Consider the following 17006-nt stretch of genomic DNA (forward strand, 5'->3'; position numbering starts at 1 on the left):
TGTCGGCACCGCCCTGGACCGCCCGGGACCGCCCGGAGAATATCGGCCCCTCCGCTCCGTGCCAGCTCCGCCGCCGCCCCCGCAACGCCGATCCCCGCTCCGACGCGGGTCCCGGCCGTGCCCTACTCGCCGGCAGCCCGCTTCGTGGCGGTCTTCCGGGGAGCGGCCTTCTTCGTCGCCTTCGTAGCCGTCGCGGCCTTCGTGGTCGTCGAAGCGGCGGCCTTCTTCGTTGTTGCCGCCTTCTTCGCGGTCGACTTCTTCGCCGTCGACTTCTTCGCGGCGGTCTTCCGCGTCGAGGGGCCCTTGGCCCGCTTCTCGGCGAGCAGCTCGGCGCCCCGCTCCGGGGTCAGCGATTCCAGGACGTCGGTCCTGCGCAGCGTCGCGTTGGTCTCGCCGTCGGTGACGTACGCCCCGAACCGGCCGTCCTTGACCACCATCGGCTTGCCGGAGACCGGGTCGGGGCCCAGCTCCTTGAGCGGCGGCTTGGCCGCGGCCCGGCCACGCTGCTTGGGCTGGGCGTAGATCGCCTCGGCCTCGGCCAGCGTGATGGTGAAGATCTGGTCCTCCGACCCCAGCGAGCGGGAATCGGTGCCCTTCTTCAGGTACGGGCCGTAGCGGCCGTTCTGCGCGGTGATCTGCGTGCCGTCCTCGGCGGTGCCGACCGTACGCGGCAGGGAGAGCAGCTTGAGCGCATCGTCGAGGGTGACCGTCTGCAGGTCCATCGAGGCGAACAGCGAGGCGGTCCGCGGCTTGGCGCCCTTGGCGGCGTCCTCGGGCAGCACCTCGGTGACGTACGGGCCGAACCGGCCGGCCTTCGCCACGATCGGGTGCCCCGACCCGGCGTCCAGGCCCAGGGCCCGCTCCTCGCCCATCGGGCGCGACAGCAGGTCACGGGCCACCTCGACGGTCAGCTCGTCGGGCGGCAGCTCGTCGGCGACGTTCGCCCGCTTCTCGGTGGCGACCTCCTCCACGTACGTGCCGTAGCGACCGACGCGCACCACGATGCCGGAGTCCATGTCGCCGACCGGGAAGGTCGACAGCGCCCGGGCGTCGATGTCGCCGAGCTGGTTGACCAGATCGTGCAGGCCGGCGTGGTCGAGGTGGTCGGAGCCCGGCTGACCGCCCCAGTAGAAGTCGTTCAGCACCTGGAGCCGCTCGGCCTCGCCGCTGGCGATCTTGTCGAGGTCCTGCTCCATCTCGGCGGTGAAGGCGTAGTCGACCAGCTTGGTGAAGTGCTCCTCCAGCAGCCGGGTGACGGCGAAGGCGAGCCAGGTCGGCACCAGGGCGGTGCCCTTCTTGAACACGTAGTCGCGGCTGGTGATGGTCCGGATGATCGACGCGTACGTCGACGGCCGGCCGATCTCGAGCTCCTCGAGCTTGGCGACCAGCGACGGCTCGGTGTAGCGGGCCGGCGGCTTCGTCTCGTGGCCCTGGGCCTCGATCCGGGCGACGTCGACCGACCGGCCCTCGGCCAGCTGCGGCAGCCGGCGCTGGGAGTCGTCGGCCATCCCGTCGTCGACCGACTCGACGTAGGCCTTGAGGAAGCCGGGGAAGGTGATGGTGCGGCCGCGGGCGACGAAGGTGCAGGCCTCCCCGGTGGTCGCGGTCGACCCCAGGGTGATCGCCACCGACTCGCCGCGGGCGTCGGTCATCTGGGAGGCGACGGTGCGCATCCAGACCAGCTCGTAGAGCCGGAACCGGTCACCCGACAGCCCGGTCTCCCGTGGCGTACGGAAGGTCGACCCGGCCGGGCGGATGGCCTCGTGCGCCTCCTGGGCATTCTTCACCTTGGAGGTGTAGAGCCGCGGCTTCGCCGGCACGTAGTCGGGGCCGTAGAGCTTGGTGGCCTGGGCCCGGGCGGCCCGGATCGCCTCGCCGGACAGCTCGACGGAGTCGGTACGCATGTAGGTGATGAAGCCACCCTCGTACAGCTCCTGGGCGACCGACATGGTCCGCTGGGAGGTGAAGCCGAGCTTGCGACCGGCCTCCTGCTGCAGCGTGGTGGTGCGGAACGGGGCGTACGGGTGGCGGACGTACGGCTTGGCCTCGACCGAGACGACCCGCATCGGGGTCGACTCCAGACCGGCGGCCAGCGCCCGGGCGCGGGTCTCGTCGAGGTGGACGAGCGGCTCGGCGGCCTGCCGGCCCTTGGCGGTGGGCTGCTGGAGGGTGCCGTGGGAGTCGAAGTCGCGGCCCTGGGCGACCCGCCGACCGTCGACCGTGGTGAGTCGGGCCGGGAACGTCTGCGGTGCGGCGTCGGCGCCGGCGTCCAGGGTGGCCTCGAGGTCCCAGTAGCCGGCGGAGCCGAAGGCGATCCGCTCCCGCTCCCGGTCGACGACCAGCCGGGTGGCGACCGACTGCACCCGGCCCGCCGACAGCCGCGGCATGACCTTCTTCCACAGCACCGGGGAGACCTCGTAGCCGTACAGGCGGTCGAGGATGCGACGGGTCTCCTGGGCGTCGACCAGATCGGTGTCGATGTCGCGCGGGTGGGAGACGGCGTCCTTGATGGCGTCCTCGGTGATCTCGTGGAACACCATCCGGCGGACCGGCACCTTGGGCCGGAGCTCCTGCTGCAGGTGCCAGGCGATCGCCTCGCCCTCGCGGTCACCGTCGGTGGCGAGGTAGACGTCCTTGGCGCCCTTGAGTGCTTCCTTCAGCCCGCGCAGGGTCGCCTTCTTGTCGGCCGCGACGACGTAGAGCGGGACGAAGCCGCCCTCGATGTCGACACCGGTGCGGGCCCACTTCTCGCCCTTGTACTTGGCGGGGACCTCGGCGGCACCGGTGGGCAGGTCACGGATGTGCCCGCGGCTGGACTCGACGACGTAGCCCGGCCCCAGGTATCCCTGGATCTTGGTGGCCTTGGTCGGTGATTCCACGATCACCAGGCTGTGCCCCAGTTCCTGACCCGCCACGGTTACCTCTCCCTGTTGTGCCTCCGGCCCGTCCCGGATCCGGCCGACTGCGCGCCATCATGGCCGAGTCCGGACCGGCGGCGATAGTGCGTCCGACGACGTGGCACACGATAGCCCACACCTCCAGCACCGTTCATCGCGGCGAAACGGCCCCCGAGCCGCCGAGATCCATGCGTCGGGTCGCCGCGGCCCCCAGCAGCAGCCGCCGGGGCCACGTGCGGAGCCGCCCGGGCCACGTCCTGAGCCGCCGGGCCCCGTCGCGACGTGGTGTCCGGGAGATCACAGCAAGTTGAGCGTACCTGACTCAACTTTTACGAAATCCTGGAATAGCCGTCCGGACCGGCGGCGTTGTACTCATCGATGGTGGCCGAACAGGCAGGCGGCGACCATCAGGCTCTGTTGTTCCACTGCCACAGGAGATGCACGATCATGGCTCGTACCTTCGACCCGTTCCGCGACGTCGACCAGCTGTTCACCCAGGCGCTGCGTACGCCCGCCTCGACCGCGATGCCGATGGACCTCTACCGCGAGGGCGACAACTACTTCGTCAGGATCGACCTACCGGGTGTCGACCCGGCCACCATCGACGTCGACCTCGACGACTCCACCCTGACCATCCGCGCCGAGCGCAAGCCGCAGGCCGGCGAGAGCGTCCAGTGGCTCAGCCGTGAGCGTCCGGTCGGCACGTTCGCCCGCCAGCTCACCCTCGGCAAGGGCGTGGCCGCCGAGAGCATCGACGCCGAGTACACCGACGGGGTGCTGATCCTGACCATCCCGGTGGCCGAGGCCGCCAAGCCGCGCAAGATCGCCGTCGCCCACAAGACCGACAGCCAGCTCGAGGGCAACGTCGAGGGCTGAGCCCTGCCCCTACCACCCAGAACCGGGTCCCACCGCCCAGGCCTGGGCCTCACCGCCCGGGCCTGAGGCCCACCACGTGACCGATCCCCTCGGTGACGTACGCCGGTCGTACGTCACCGAGGGGATCGTCGTGTCGGCGGGGCCGCCGCGCCGACCGGGGCCCGGTGTCGCCGCGGCAGATGCCGGAAGCCGGCCAGCATCGAGGCGACCAGCAGCACCAGCCCGAGCACCGGGGTGATCGCGCTGAAGATCGCCTCCGGGCGGGTGTAGCCGAGCTCGAGCATCCCGCCGCCCGGCAGGACCCGGTACGGGGCGATCCACACCCAGAGCACGAAGAGCGCTCCGGCGAAGCCGACCGGTCGCGTCGAGTGGTGCGTCGCCAGGGCCACCGCCAGCGGCACGATCCAGACGAAGTGATGGGTCCACGACACCGGTGACGCCAGCGCGGTGGAGACGCCGATGACCGCGACGGCCGGGGCCTCCTGACCCCGTCGGAGCAGCGCCCAGGCTGCGGTGAGGCCCACCACGATGGTGAGGACCGACAGCAGCGTGCCCACCTCGGAGGCCAGCGACGACAGCTTGAACAGCCGCAGGGCCGCGCCCTGGAAGGACTGGTTGTCGATGTAGACCGGGTCGGACTCGAAGCCGACCGATCGGGTGACGAGCAGCCGGTGCCAGTAGAAGATCGACAGCTGCGGGTAGGCGATGAACCCGATCAGGGTGAACACCGCGGCACTCACGGCGGCGGTGATCGCCTGCTTCCAGCGGCGGTTGATCAGCAGGTGGACGATGAACAGCCCGGGGGTGAGTTTGATCGCGGTCATCAGCCCGACCATCCAGCCGTCCGGGATCGGCAGCAGCTTGCGGCCGAACAGCCGCGGCCCGGGGACCAGGTCGAGGACCACCAGGCAGGTCAGGATCAGCTCGATCTGGCCCAGCTCGGTGCCCAGGGTGACCGGGGCGGCGGTGGCGATGCAGGCGGCGGCCACCACGCTGGCGCGCCAGCTGCGCAGCCCGGAGCGGTGCACGATGGCGATGATGCCGACCCAGCCGGCGACCGCCCACAGCAGTTTCCAGACGATCACCGGGCCGAGGGTGAAGGGCAGGAAGAGCAGCGCGGCGACCGGCGGATAGACGAACGCGTCGGGGCCGGAGCGGTAGAGCTCGCCGCCCTGCAGCGCGGTCCGGGCGCCCGCCACATAGATGTCGAAGTCGGCCATCCCGCCGTGCGGCCAGCCGCCCTGGAACAGCAGCGGGACGAACCAGGACACCAGCCCGGCGAGGAGCGGCAGGGCCACCTTCGCCGTCCGGTCGATCCAGAAGCCTCGAGAGGGCGCAGGTCGATCATCCACGCCGTCATCCTGTCACCCGTCCGGCGGCGGACCCGGATCGTGTCACCCGGGCGCCGGACAGCCGGTCAGAAGCCGTGGCGGGCCGGTCAGAAGCCGTGGCGGCCGCGGAGCTCGTCGAGCTGACGCCGGTCCTTCTTGGTCGGCCGGCCGGCGCCGCGGTCCCGGCGGGCCACGGCGGCGGACAGGTACGCCGGGCGCTCCGGCGAGTGGTCGACGTACGCCTTGACCGCGATCGCGGCGCCGACCCGCTTGGTGATCGGGTCGACCACCTCGAACTCGCGGTCCCAGCCGGGGCTGCGGACCACCACCCGGTCGCCGGGCCTGACGTCCTGCGCCGGCTTGGCCGGCCTCCCGTTGACCCGTACGTGGCCGCCCTTGCAGGCATCGCCGGCCATCGTGCGGGTCCGGTAGATCCGCACGGCCCACAGCCAGGAGTCGACACGGGCCATGGACGGCTCCTCTCGTCCGGGGGGCCGACGGGCTGGTCCCGACGGCCGGACACGCCGGCGCGATCCGGTGATCGAGCCATCGTAGCGCTCGGTGCTCGGGGGCGCGGTCGATGCTGGTGCCGGTGGCGACCCCGGTGAGCGGGCGCGCGGGGCTCGGCACGGGGGACGCGGAGCGCCGGGCCTCAGCAGCCCCGGATGAACTGGGCCTTCACCCATGCCCCGGACTGGTAGGCGAACTCCCCGAGCCAGCCCACGATCGTCTGCCGGCGGGGATAGTCCCACACGCTCACCTGCGCGGGCACGCAGCGCTCCATCAGCATCCGGGTCCGGGCGACGTGGGCGGTGCTGGTGAAGACCGCCACGTGGGTCCAGCCGTGTTCACGCACCTGCTCGGCCAGCAGGCGGGCCTCACCCCGGGTGGTGTACGGATCGGGGATGACGCAGGTGACCACGTAGCCGGCGCGCTGCTCGCCGCAGTCCGGCGGGAAATAGGACGTCCCGGCGGGGTCGAGCGACCGGGTGGCCAGGAACACCGGGGCCACCCCTTCGTCACCGCGGGCCAGCGCCTCGGGCCAGCGGGTCTCCACCGGGCCGATGACGTACATCGCGTCGACGTGCTCGACCGGGTCGATCCGCGGGTGGGCGACGTAGCGGATGCACAGGCCCAGCCACACGCCCACCAGGACCAGCCCGAGCCCGACCAGCACCAGGACCGTACGGCCCCACCGCCGGCGCCGGGGCACCGCCCGACGGGGCGGGGACGTCGGCCCGTCCGGCGACGTCGGGGCGGGCCGCCGGACACCCATCAGTCCGCCCGGGTCAGCTCGGCCAGGTACGCCCGCAACGACTCCGCGACCGGTCGGGGGGTGAACCCGGTGGCGGCGATCTTGTCGAGGGACAGCGCGCTGTGCTGCGGACGGGGAGCGGTCTGCTTGCCGGCGGCGTACGTGGCGGTGGAGACCGGGGTGACGTCGGCCCGGGGGCGGCCACACAGCTCGTAGACGTCGGCGGCGATGTCGGCCCAGGACTGGACGGGCCCCGCACCGGTGAGGTGGTAGGTGCCGTACGCCGGCCGGCCGGCCAGCAGGTGGACGATGCCGGCGGCGAGCTCGTCGGTGAACGTGAGGCGTCCGTACTGGTCGTCGACCACGGTGGGCGTGACGCCCCTGGCCGCGAGGCCGGCCATGGTCGCGACGAAGTTCGGGCCGTCGCCGATCACCCAGCTGGTCCGCACCAGATAGTGCCGCGGCACGGTCGTGACCAGCGCCTCGCCGGCCGCCTTGGTCTGCCCGTACACGCCGAGCGGGCTGACCGGCTCGTCCTCGTCGTGCCACGGCGCGGTGCCGTCGAAGACGTAGTCGGAGGAGACGTGTACCAGCGTCAGCCGGTGCTCGGTCGCGACGCTCGCCAATCGGCCGACCGCAGTGACGTTCGCGGCCCAGGCATCGCGGCGCCCCTGGGGTGTCTCGGCGGCGTCGACCTCGGTGTAGGCGGCGGCGTTGATCACCGTGTCGTAGTCGGCCCACCGCACCGTGTCGTACGCACCCGGGTCGGTGACGTCGAACCGGTCACGCCCCCAGGCCTCCGCCTCGGGCAGGGCCGTGGTGAGGGCGCGGCCGAGCTGGCCGTTGGCGCCGAGGACCAGCGTGCGGCGCGGCGGCATCGCCACCACGTCGGCCAGCAGCGGGTGGTGCCGGTCGGCGTCGGAGATCTCGGCATCCGCCAGCGGGATCGGCCACCCGATGGCCAGCTGCGGGTCGGCCAGGTTGACGTAGGTGTACGAGGCCCGTGCCTGCGGGCTCCAGTGGTCGTTGACCAGATAGGAGTACGCGGTGGCCGGCTCGAGGGTCTGGTAGGAGTTCGCCACCCCGCGCGGCACGAACACCGCGGTGTCGGGGGCCAGCTCGACCGTCACCACGGTGCCGAACGAGGCGCCGGCCCGCAGATCGACCCAGGCCCCGAACGCCCGCCCGGTGGCGACCGACACCAGCTTGTCCCACGGCTCGGCGTGGATCCCCCTGGTCACCCCGACCTGCGGATTGAACGACACGTTGTTCTGCACCGGACCGAAGTCCGGCAGCCCCAGCGTGGTCATCTTCTCCCGCTGCCAGTTCTCCTTGAACCAGCCCCGGGCATCGCCGTGGACCTGCAGATCGATCACCAACAGCCCCGGGATCGCCGTCCCGCGGATGCCCAACTCCCCCACCGTCATACCTCCCTGGGTCGATCCGTCACTGGCCCCGGGCGGCATAGCCGGCCTCGACCGCCGCCTTCTGCGGACGCCACCACGCCTCATGGGCCTCGTACCAGGCGATCGTCGCCGCCAGCCCCGCCTCGAAATCGCGGTACGCCGGCTGCCAGCCGAGCTCGTCACGCAGCTTCGAGGAGTCGATCGCATAGCGCAGGTCATGGCCCGAGCGGTCGGCGACATGGTCGTACGCATCGGCCGGCCGGCCCATCAGCCGCAGGATCGTCTCGATCACGGTCCGATTGTCCTTCTCACCGTCGGCACCGATCAGGTAGGTCTGCCCGATCCGGCCGCGCTCGATGATCGCCAGCACCGCCGCATTGTGGTCCTCGACATGGATCCAGTCACGTACGTTCACCCCCGCCCCGTAGAGCTTCGGCCGGCCGCCGTCGAGGATGTTGGTGATCTGGCGCGGGATGAACTTCTCCACGTGCTGGTAGGGCCCGTAGTTGTTCGAGCAATTGCTCAGGGTCGCCGCGACCCCGAACGAGCGCACCCACGCCCGGACCAGATGATCCGAGCCCGCCTTCGACGCCGAGTACGGGCTGGACGGCCGGTACGGGGTGTCCGGGGTGAACTTCGCCGGATCGTCCAGCTCCAGATCCCCGTACACCTCATCGGTCGAGATGTGGTGCAGCCGTACGTCGTGGCGCCGGCACGCCTCCAGCAACGTGAACGTGCCGACCAGGTTGGTCCGGATGAACGGCGACGGATCACGCAGAGAGTTGTCGTTGTGCGATTCCGCGGCGAAGTGCACCACCACGTCCGCGCCGGCGACCAGATCCTCCACCAGGCCCGCATCCGCGATGTCACCCTGCACGAACGTCAGCCGGTCGCCCAGCAGCCCTGCCAACGAGTCCTTGTTACCCGCGTACGTCAACGCATCGAGCACCGTCACCTGATGATCGGTCGTCGCCAGCACCTGATGCACGAAGTTCGACCCGATGAACCCCGCGCCCCCCGTCACCAGATACCTGCTCACGCTCTCTCCTCCTGTCGAGCGGCGACCGGCGTCTGAGCACGGCCACCGGACGGCACCTTACCGATGGATGGGCCGACACTCCCACTGCTGGGCCGAGCAGGATCAACCGATCGGCCCGGGTGGCCAAGCCTTCGCCGCCACTTTGCCGGTGACCTGCTCAACGTGGACGAAGTGGGCGCAGTCCACAGCGGGAGCCGCCGTGCGGCAGTCGGTGAGGGAATCGGCCGAGTTCGACCGGTGATCTCCCAGAAGCAGCAGCTCGTCGGGTGGCACCTGCACTGTCGGGAAGCAGCGGGGCGAGCGCGGTGTCGTACTGCAGTCGAACTGCCCGGGGCGGAAATCGATGTCCTGATAGACATAGGGCTCATCGATCGCGTGCCCGTTGACGACGACATGACCGGAGGCATCGCAGCAGCCCACCCGGTCACCGCCCACGCCGATGACCCGCTTCACGGTGTAGGCCCGACTGCTCGGCCCGATCCCCGTCAGGCCACCGACGAACCGCGCCACCCTGACGGCAGGGTCGGCCGACGGCGGCAGGGTCCGGGACTCCCACGTGCTGCCGTGGGCGAAGGCGACGACATCACCACGCGCCGGCGCGCCGAACAGATAGGGCAGTGGGGATGCGAGGACCCGGTCCCCCACCCCCAGCGTCTGCTCCATCGAGCCCGACGACACCTGGTGCAGCCGCACCACGAAGGCCTGAAGGAGCGACAGGACGGCAACCGCCACCACCAGGTCCGCCAACCCCACCAACCAGGTGGGACGTCGCGCCGAACGACGACGGTGTGAGGCACGACGGTGTGAGGGCCGACGGTCAGTCACCGCCGGCCCTCACGCACCGATTCATTCGCCCATCCCGCGGCTCACCGAAAAGCTAGACGGTGCAGTTGACGCAGGGCGGGGTCTGGGCGGTATTGATCGAGGTCGTGCCGGTGCCGCTCTGGCCGTCGGTCGACGTGTAGCTCCAGTTGAGCGCGCCGGTGATCGACGACTGCTGACTGTTGTCCTGCAGGTTGAGGTTCAGGACGACATCCTTGCAGCCCTTGGAGGCCAGCGTGAAGGACGCCGGGTTCGGGGTGAACTGGGTCGACACGCCATTGAACGTGAGATACGCCGGCGTGGTGATCGTCACGGTGATGGACACAGTCGAGTTGTTGCAGATCCGCAGCGGCTGCAGGTAGCCCTTGGACCACTGCGGAGCACAGGAGTTACCGGGCAGCTTGCACGCCGAGCCCGCCTGGGAGACGGTGACGATCGGCGAAGCAGCGATTTTCGGAGCTGCCGACGCGACAGCGACGGCCGGGACGGCCCAAGCCACACCCTTGGTCACTGCGCGACGAGAGATGCGTGGGTGGGTATCAGAAGTCATAGCGGCCCCCATATCGTGTCGAGACGCTGTGAGGCTAGCAGACCCGAGGTCTGCCCGGCAAAGGTTCGATCCCGACTTCTTACCCGGCAGTCGACCTGGCCGGACCCCGTCGGGGTTTCCTGTCATCCGACGGATCTGCCGGCGAGGCCCGTCGTTCCGTTCTGTGATCCACCCCGGGTGCTTCAGGCGCCCACAGTCGCCCACACCCGGGCATGACCCGCCGCACTCGTCTCCCAGGTGAATCGACGGGCTCGGCGCCGGCCGGAGTCGACGATCGGCCCGAGGGCCGCGTCGCCGCTGGTCGCGAAGATGATGCCCTCTGCAAGCTCATCCGGGGTGGGCTCCACCAAGATGCCTCCGTCCCCGACCACCTCGGGCAGCGAACTGGTCCGGGCCGCCACCACCGGCACGCCTGCGGCCATCCCCTCCAGCGCCGGGAGCCCGAACCCCTCGTACCGCGAGGGGACGACCACCGCCGCAGCCGCCGCGATCAGGCCCGGGACAGTCGTATCCGGCACCCGACCGACCAGGCGGACTCCCGGCATGCCGCCGAACAGTTCGGTCCGCCGGGGGTGTTCGGGGCCCGACAGCACCAGGGTGAGGTCCGGGCGGGAGCTGTGCACCTTGGGCCAGGCCGCCGCCAGCCCGTCGAGGTTCTTCCGCCGCGAGGCGCCGCCGGCGGTCAGCACGTACGGCCCGGTCACGCCGAGCTCCGTCAGCCGATCGTGGCCCAACGGCTCTGCCCGGAAGAAGCGGTCGTCGACGCCGTTGTGGACGACGTACGGGTCGGCGATCCCGAGCAGGTCGACCGCCTCCTGGGCGCTGAACCGCGACACGCAGATCACCGCGTCCGCCCGGCGGGCCTCCTCCGCAGCGGCCGCGACCGGAGCGGACTCGTCGGGGAACCGCCACGACACCACGTCATGCAGCGTGATGACATCAGCACCGGGCGCCGGTGGCAGCTCGAGGTTCATCCGGTGCACCACGGCGCCGCGCGGGTAGATCGACCGGCCGAGCACCCGGCGGGCAGCGGGTGAGGCGTGGGTGAGCCAGCCCATCGGCAGGCGCCGGTTACCGGGGAGGGGTGAACGGAGCGAACGGGCGATCGTACGATCCACGGTCCAGCCCGGCTCCAGCGCCTCCAGTGCGGCGGCTGCTCGGGAGGCGATCTCCTCCTGGTACACCTGGGCCCCCATCGGTGCGTCGGTGGCCAGTGTGGCGATGCTCAGGTGTGGCACAGGGCGGGCTCCGAGGAGATGCTGCCGGACCTGCCGCAAGGAAGGTCGTACGGATGTCTCGCCTATGATGACACGGATCCATGGCACGGATCCCGCTCGCCGACCGCGACACCATGGGGGGAGGTTCAGCTCGGTGGCACGACGTGTAGCGCTCATCTCCTCCAGTTACCACCCCTATCCGGGGGGTGTGGAGGAACACACCCGCAACGTGGCGCGCGAACTGCACGACCGTGGTCACGCCGTCCAGGTCTGGACCGTCGACCGGGGCGAGCACCTCGGTGAGCGCACCGTCGACGGCATCGTCGTCCGGCACCTGCCGACACCGCTGCCGGCCGCCTCACCGCGCGGGGTGGCGCACTTCACCGCAGCGGCCCTCCCGGCCTGGGCCGCCTGGCGCCGGGCCCAGCGGGACTTTCATCCCGACGTGCTGCACGTCCAGTGCTTCGGCCCCAACGGGGCGTACGCCTGGGCGCTGCACCGGGTGACGGGGGTCCCCCTGATCGTCAGCGCGCACGGGGAGACCTTCATGGACGAGGACGACGTCTTCACCCGGTCGCGTCTGATGCGCTGGAGCCTGCGGCGCGCGATCCGGGACGCCGTCGTGGTGACCGGGTGCTCGCAACTGGTGCTCGACGATCTGTCCACCCGGTTCGGCCTGGACCGGCAGGGGGTCGTCGTTCCGAACGGTGTGGATCTGCAGGAGGCCGATCGGCTCGGCATCGGCCCGTTCCCCCGGGACCCGGATCGGCCTGCGACCGTCTTCGCGGTGGCACGGGCCGTCCGGGTCAAGGGCCTGGACCTGCTCATCCGTGCCTTCGCCGCAGCCGTCCTCCCACCCCGGACCCGCCTGGTGATCGGCGGCGACGGCCCGGAGCTGGCGGGCCTCACGGCGCTCGCGGACGGACTCGGGATCGGCGCACAGGTCGACTTCCTCGGCCGCCGGGATCGTTCCCAGGTGATCGAGGCGATGGCCGGCGCGGACCTGATCGTGGTGCCGAGCCGGATCGAGGCCTTCGGCATCGTGGTGCTGGAAGCGTGGCGCAGCGGGACCGCGCTGCTCGCCACCTCCCACGGCGGCCCGGCAGACCTCATCACCGACGGGGTGGACGGGATCCTCGTCGATCCCGAGGACCGAGAGGGGTTCGCCACGACGCTGTCGGCCCTATTGTCGGACCGAGCCACGCTGGACCGTCTCGGTGCCACGGGACGGCGCACGGTCGGAGCGTTCACCTGGACCCGGACGGCCGACGACTACGAGGCCGTCTACGACACGGCCCGACACAAGGAGAGAGATGGCCGAGAAGCCTGAGCCCGCGGCACCGCTGTCCGCCGCCGTGGTCATCGCGACGTACAACCGTCCGGATCGGGTCCGGGACTGCCTCGACCATCTCGCCCGGCAGTCGACCGCCCCCGACCGTGTCATCGTCGTGGACAGTTCCCCCGACGCCCGTACCGAACGCGTCGTGCGCGATTTCCCGGGGGTGCTCTACGCCCGCAACCCGATGGGCCGGGGCCGGACGCCGGAGTCACGCCAGATCGGCTACTCGATGACCCGGGAGGACATCGTCGCCTTTCTCGACGACGACGCCAATGCCTGGCCCGACTGGCTCGAGCAGCTCCTGGCCCGCTACGACTCACCAGGGATCGGCGGTGTGGGGGGATCCGCCCTCAACGGTGTGCCCGGTGAGCGGCAGGCCGGGATCGGCTCGATCGGCCTGCTGCTGCCCGACGGCCGGCTGACCGGCAACTTCGCGGCCGATCCCGGGCACGATGTCGACGTCGACCACCTGCTCGGCGCGAACATGTCGTTCCGGCGCTCGGCCATCGAGGAGATCGGCGGCATCTACGGCGACTATCCCGGCACCTGCCTGCGCGAGGAGAGCGACCTGGCGTTGCGGATCAGGGCCCGCGGTCATCGGCTCGTCTACACACCCGCCGCGGTGGTCGACCACCTGCCCGGTGAATATGCCAAGGGCAAGCGGTTCGACCGTCGGTACGTCTTCTACGCCAACCGCAACAGCGTCGTCCTGCTGTCCCGGGTCTACGGAACGGATGCCCCGGTCGTGCGACGGTTCGTGGTCACCGCCGCCCGCGAAGTGATCCACGACCTGCGCCGGGCCGCCCGGGGCGCGCTGGCGATCCGCGAGGTGGGGCCCCGCCGCGCCATCCGGACCGTCCTCGGCGGACTGTCCCGGGGTGGGGTCGTCGCGGCCGGGGTGGTGGCCGGGTTCCCCGCTGCTCGACGCGCCGTGCGCCGCGACCGCGCCCGCCAGTCGGCCATGCGTGCGGATGCCTGAGGCCATGTCGGCGCCCCGTGACCTGCGGCTCAACGCCTACGTCCTCGCCGCAGACCCGTGGTGGCTCGAGGAGAGCGTCCGCAGCTATTACCACCTGGTGGATCGGATCGTCGTGTCGTACGACCAGGATGCGACCTCGTGGACCGGCACCCCGCTCCCGGTGGAGGAGTGCCTCCGCCGCCTGCGGGCCATCGACGTCGAGGGGAAATGCGACTACCGCCCCGGTCGCTTCGCCCGTCCGGACCACGAGCCCCTGGAGAACGACACCCACCAGCGCACTGTCGCGCTCGGGCAGGCTTCGGAGGGCTGCGACTGGGTGATCCAGCTCGACACGGACGAGGTGCTGCAGGACCCCGACACCTTCCGGTCCTGCCTGGCGGAGGCCGCCGGCAGGGGCGCCACCGGGCTGGAGTATCCGTCACGCTACCTGTACGCGCGGACCCCCCACGGGAAGTTCCTCGAGATGTCCTCGCGATGGTGGGGGACGATGGGCAACTACCCGGGGCCGGTGGCCGTCGTCGCCGGCACCACGCCCCGACACGCGCGCCAGGCCGAGGTGGATCTCTTCCGGGTCGACTTCTCCCCCCACAACACCGATCCGCGTCACCCCTTCGACGCCGTCGTCCACCGCGCGGTGTCACCCGACGCCGGCATCCTGCACTACTACTGGGTCCGCAGCGAGGAGAACATGGTCCGGAAGACGCGCTGGTCGGGTCACGCCGACACGTACTCCCAGCCGAAACGGCTCCATGACTGGCAGTGGCGGATGAAGCATCCGCTGCTGACCGTGCTCAGTGCGCCGTTCCAGCCGGTCGACAACCGCTTCCGCCTCACCCGGCTGCCGGCCGAACGCCGGTACTGGGTCGGTGAGTCATGACCCTCGGCAGATCGTGAACATCGTCTTCGTCCTGCCGGTCGGGGAGTACTACAGCCAGGAGTGGACCGGGGCCATCGCCACCATCACCCGGCATCTTGCCCGCGAACTGGACGTCCTCGGCCACGAGGCCATCGTGCTGGCCCCCGACGACGGCGCGGCCCTGTACGCCGAGGGCTCGCCCCGGCGCCTCGCGTACGGGCCGGCGCATGCCGTGTCCACCCTGGACCGGGCCGCCTCCGGGCTGCTGGCCCGGGCGGACCGCTCCGCCGGCTCCGGCGACCACCGCCGCTACCTGCGGGCGGTCACGCGCAGCCTCGCCGAGCTGCCGGGACCGGTCGATGCCGTGGTCGTGGCCAACGATCCCCTGGCCGCGGCTCGCCTCTCGCGTCGGCGGGTGGGGCGCCGGGTCCTCCTCTGGCTGCACAATCGGCTGGAGGGTGCGGAGGCCGAGCCGCTCCGGGACCTGCCGGCCGAGGTCGTAGTCGTCGCGGTGAGTGAGGCCGTGGCCGCGTGGACCCGCGACCGCTACCTCCCTCGGCGCGACATCCGGGTCATCCACAGCGGGGTCGATCTGCGGCAGTTCGCGCCCCGGACCGACTGGCTCGACGCAGGCGATCCGGTGCGCGTCGTCTGTCACGGACGCCTCGATCCCAACAAGGGGCACGAGTCAGCCGCCGAGGCCGTACGTCTCCTCCGCGAGGAGGGTCTGCCGGTGGAGTTCACGCTCATCGGGCAGGTCAGGACGTTCGGGTTCAGCCGGCAGGCCGAAGAGGCCTACCGCCGCCGGCTCGAGGCGGCGGTGACGAGCGCGGACGGGACACAGGTCGGCTGGCTGCCGCATGCGGCCCTGGCCGAGGAACTCCGGACCCATGACATTGCCTGCGTGCTCTCCCGGGTGGACGAACCCTTCGGGCTGGTCAATCTGGAGGCGATGGCGTCCGGCTGTGCGATCGTGGCCACGCGCCGGGGTGGGATCCCCGAGGCCGTCGGGGCCGCCGGCGTGTTCGTCGACGCGGACGCCCCCCGAAAGGTCGCGGACGCGCTCCGGCACTGGGTCCTGCACCGGGAGGCCCTCGCCACGGCCAAGCGGGACGCGCGCCGACAGGCGGAACGGTTCCCGTGGTCGGCGACGGCGGCCGGCCTGATCGATCTCCTCCGCCCCGGGGCCTGCTGACGACCGACGGTCCCGCCGCCCACGTCCACGCGCCGCTGATGTCCAGGGTCGCGGAGCGCGCCGTGGTCCCGATGCCGGTCACCGGATCAGCGCCTCCTCCAGACACCGCCAGGTCGCCGACCACGGCAGCGCGGCCGCCCGGGCGGCGGCCCGCGCCCCCCACAGGCGTCGTACGTCGGCGTCCCGGACGAGTGGTTCGAGGACGTCCGCGAGGGCCACCGGGTCCTCCCGGGGAAACAACAACCCCGCCCCGGCCAGTACCTCGGGCGTGCCACCGGTCGCGCTCCCCACCACCGGTTGACCGCTGGCCAGTCCCTCGAGGGTGGTCAGCCCGCAGGGCTCGTCCCACCGGGACGGCACCACGTGGATGTCGGAGCCCGCCAGCGCAGCGGGGATCCGGCTGCGCGGGACGTGCCCCAGGCGGCGTACGTCCACCCCTGCTGCGGCCAGTTCGGCGATCTGTCGCCCGACCCCTGCGGAGAACGGATTCTCGTGGTGCTCCCCCCAGTTGGTGTCCCCGACGAGTTGCACGGCGAACTGCGCACCCCGCGCATGCAGGATCCGGGCCGCGTCCAACAGGACGTCCAGGCCCTTCTCGATGCCGACCCTGCCCAGGTGGCCGATGACCGGGATCCGCGTCGGCCGCTCGTCGCAGCGGAACGCGGCCGCGTCCACGCCATTGAGGGAGGCATGCACGCTGAGCGGCTGCAGTCGGTAGACGTTCTCGATCGCCCTGGCCAGGTAACGGCTCACCGCGACGGAGACGATCCCGCGATCCGCGGCGTACGCACGCCGGAACCGGTCGCTGCTGAGCTCCAGGTTGTGGAACCAGTGCACCACCCGGAGCCCGGGGAACCGTCCCCTGAGGTGGACGGCGAGCTCAGGGTCGTTGCTGAGCAGCACGGCACGCGGCGCGATCTCGCGCAGCAGCGGGACGATCTCGCGGGCGTACTGCCATTGGTCGGGTCTGGCCCAGCCGTTGAGCCGCCGCCGGACCCGCCGGGCCCGTTCGACGACGGGTGGGCCCGCGGGCCCGATCGGGTCGACGAGTCGCAGATCGGGCCAATCGTAGGTCCGCGGTTCCTCCGCGTGCCCGCGACTGATCACCACCGGGGTGGTACCGGCCGCCAGGGCGGACCGGCCGACCTCGACAAGGCAGGTGGCGATGGCACCGCTCCGGGTCGGGGTGAACGTCTCCCGGCTGTTGTTCAGGAAGACCACCGGCGGTGACGCGCTCATGATCG

Annotated in this window: 15 protein-coding genes; 5 read left to right on the top strand and 10 right to left on the bottom strand. The window is 71.3% G+C overall.

Annotated features, from left to right (window positions below):
• Positions 1 to 122 precede the first annotated feature (122 nt).
• Positions 123 to 2915 carry a type I DNA topoisomerase gene (topA, locus tag VB059_RS03685; protein ID WP_323420676.1) on the bottom strand — a complete coding sequence of 931 codons (2793 nt, stop codon included), beginning with the start codon at positions 2913 to 2915 and terminating at the stop codon, positions 123 to 125.
• 429 nt (positions 2916 to 3344) lie between these two features.
• On the opposite strand from topA, the gene VB059_RS03690 reads away from it, so the two are divergent.
• The gene (locus VB059_RS03690; RefSeq protein WP_323420677.1) at positions 3345 to 3773 is read left to right on the top strand and encodes an Hsp20/alpha crystallin family protein; all 429 of its coding nucleotides are present in this window, start codon (positions 3345 to 3347) and stop codon (positions 3771 to 3773) included.
• A gap of 113 nt (positions 3774 to 3886) precedes the next feature.
• Here the strand turns inward: VB059_RS03690 and VB059_RS03695 are convergent, their stop codons facing one another.
• The 8 genes from VB059_RS03695 to VB059_RS03730 form a co-directional block, all read right to left on the bottom strand.
• Positions 3887 to 5125 carry a glycosyltransferase 87 family protein gene (locus VB059_RS03695; protein WP_323420678.1) on the bottom strand — a complete coding sequence of 413 codons (1239 nt, stop codon included), beginning with the start codon at positions 5123 to 5125 and terminating at the stop codon, positions 3887 to 3889.
• A gap of 86 nt (positions 5126 to 5211) precedes the next feature.
• Complete coding sequence (locus VB059_RS03700) at positions 5212 to 5574, bottom strand: RNA-binding S4 domain-containing protein (RefSeq protein ID WP_323420679.1); 363 nt, start codon at positions 5572 to 5574, stop codon at positions 5212 to 5214.
• A gap of 182 nt (positions 5575 to 5756) precedes the next feature.
• Positions 5757 to 6317: a hypothetical protein gene (locus VB059_RS03705; protein WP_323420680.1), complete on the bottom strand. Its 561-nt coding sequence runs from the start codon at positions 6315 to 6317 to the stop codon at positions 5757 to 5759.
• Between the two features lie 62 nt (positions 6318 to 6379).
• Positions 6380 to 7786, bottom strand: a complete 1407-nt coding sequence (locus VB059_RS03710) for a sugar nucleotide-binding protein (protein WP_416339491.1) — start codon at positions 7784 to 7786, stop codon at positions 6380 to 6382.
• Between the two features lie 19 nt (positions 7787 to 7805).
• A complete protein-coding gene (gene rfbB, locus VB059_RS03715) occupies positions 7806 to 8804 on the bottom strand; it encodes a dTDP-glucose 4,6-dehydratase (RefSeq protein WP_323420682.1) in 999 nt (332 codons plus the stop codon).
• 102 nt (positions 8805 to 8906) lie between these two features.
• The gene (gene lepB, locus VB059_RS03720; protein WP_323420683.1) at positions 8907 to 9551 is read right to left on the bottom strand and encodes a signal peptidase I; all 645 of its coding nucleotides are present in this window, start codon (positions 9549 to 9551) and stop codon (positions 8907 to 8909) included.
• A gap of 130 nt (positions 9552 to 9681) precedes the next feature.
• Positions 9682 to 10137: a hypothetical protein gene (locus VB059_RS03725; RefSeq protein ID WP_323420684.1), complete on the bottom strand. Its 456-nt coding sequence runs from the start codon at positions 10135 to 10137 to the stop codon at positions 9682 to 9684.
• 221 nt (positions 10138 to 10358) lie between these two features.
• A complete protein-coding gene (locus VB059_RS03730) occupies positions 10359 to 11414 on the bottom strand; it encodes a glycosyltransferase (protein ID WP_323420685.1) in 1056 nt (351 codons plus the stop codon).
• Positions 11415 to 11547: 133 nt separating this feature from the next.
• Between VB059_RS03730 and VB059_RS03735 the strand changes: the two genes are divergently transcribed.
• Genes VB059_RS03735 through VB059_RS03750 form a run of 4 tightly spaced genes read left to right on the top strand, consistent with a single transcriptional unit; the run spans position 11548 to position 15762 of the window.
• Positions 11548 to 12723: a glycosyltransferase family 4 protein gene (locus VB059_RS03735; RefSeq protein ID WP_323420686.1), complete on the top strand. Its 1176-nt coding sequence runs from the start codon at positions 11548 to 11550 to the stop codon at positions 12721 to 12723.
• Positions 12707 to 13711 (top strand): glycosyltransferase family 2 protein, encoded by a 1005-nt coding sequence (locus tag VB059_RS03740; RefSeq protein ID WP_323420687.1) that lies wholly within the window; start codon positions 12707 to 12709, stop codon positions 13709 to 13711. The genes VB059_RS03735 and VB059_RS03740 overlap by 17 nt, the downstream gene beginning before the upstream one ends.
• 4 nt (positions 13712 to 13715) lie before the next feature.
• Positions 13716 to 14588 (top strand): hypothetical protein, encoded by an 873-nt coding sequence (locus VB059_RS03745; protein ID WP_323420688.1) that lies wholly within the window; start codon positions 13716 to 13718, stop codon positions 14586 to 14588.
• Complete coding sequence (locus tag VB059_RS03750) at positions 14578 to 15762, top strand: glycosyltransferase family 4 protein (RefSeq protein ID WP_323420689.1); 1185 nt, start codon at positions 14578 to 14580, stop codon at positions 15760 to 15762. Before VB059_RS03745 ends, VB059_RS03750 begins: the two co-directional genes overlap by 11 nt.
• 78 nt (positions 15763 to 15840) lie before the next feature.
• Here VB059_RS03750 and VB059_RS03755 read toward each other — a convergent pair whose 3' ends face one another.
• A complete protein-coding gene (locus VB059_RS03755) occupies positions 15841 to 17001 on the bottom strand; it encodes a glycosyltransferase family 4 protein (protein WP_323420690.1) in 1161 nt (386 codons plus the stop codon).
• Positions 17002 to 17006 lie beyond the last annotated feature (5 nt).

Source organism: Raineyella sp. (genome assembly GCF_034933565.1).
Lineage (GTDB): Bacteria > Actinomycetota > Actinomycetes > Propionibacteriales > Propionibacteriaceae > Raineyella.

Coding starts and splice junctions, on each gene's coding strand:
- VB059_RS03755 (WP_323420690.1), bottom strand. CDS start 17,001: ATGAGCGCGTCACCGCCGGTGGTCTTCCTGAACAACAGCCGGGAGACG.
- VB059_RS03745 (WP_323420688.1), top strand. CDS start 13,716: ATGTCGGCGCCCCGTGACCTGCGGCTCAACGCCTACGTCCTCGCCGCA.
- VB059_RS03710 (WP_416339491.1), bottom strand. CDS start 7,786: ATGACGGTGGGGGAGTTGGGCATCCGCGGGACGGCGATCCCGGGGCTG.
- VB059_RS03690 (WP_323420677.1), top strand. CDS start 3,345: ATGGCTCGTACCTTCGACCCGTTCCGCGACGTCGACCAGCTGTTCACC.
- VB059_RS03740 (WP_323420687.1), top strand. CDS start 12,707: ATGGCCGAGAAGCCTGAGCCCGCGGCACCGCTGTCCGCCGCCGTGGTC.
- VB059_RS03700 (WP_323420679.1), bottom strand. CDS start 5,574: ATGGCCCGTGTCGACTCCTGGCTGTGGGCCGTGCGGATCTACCGGACC.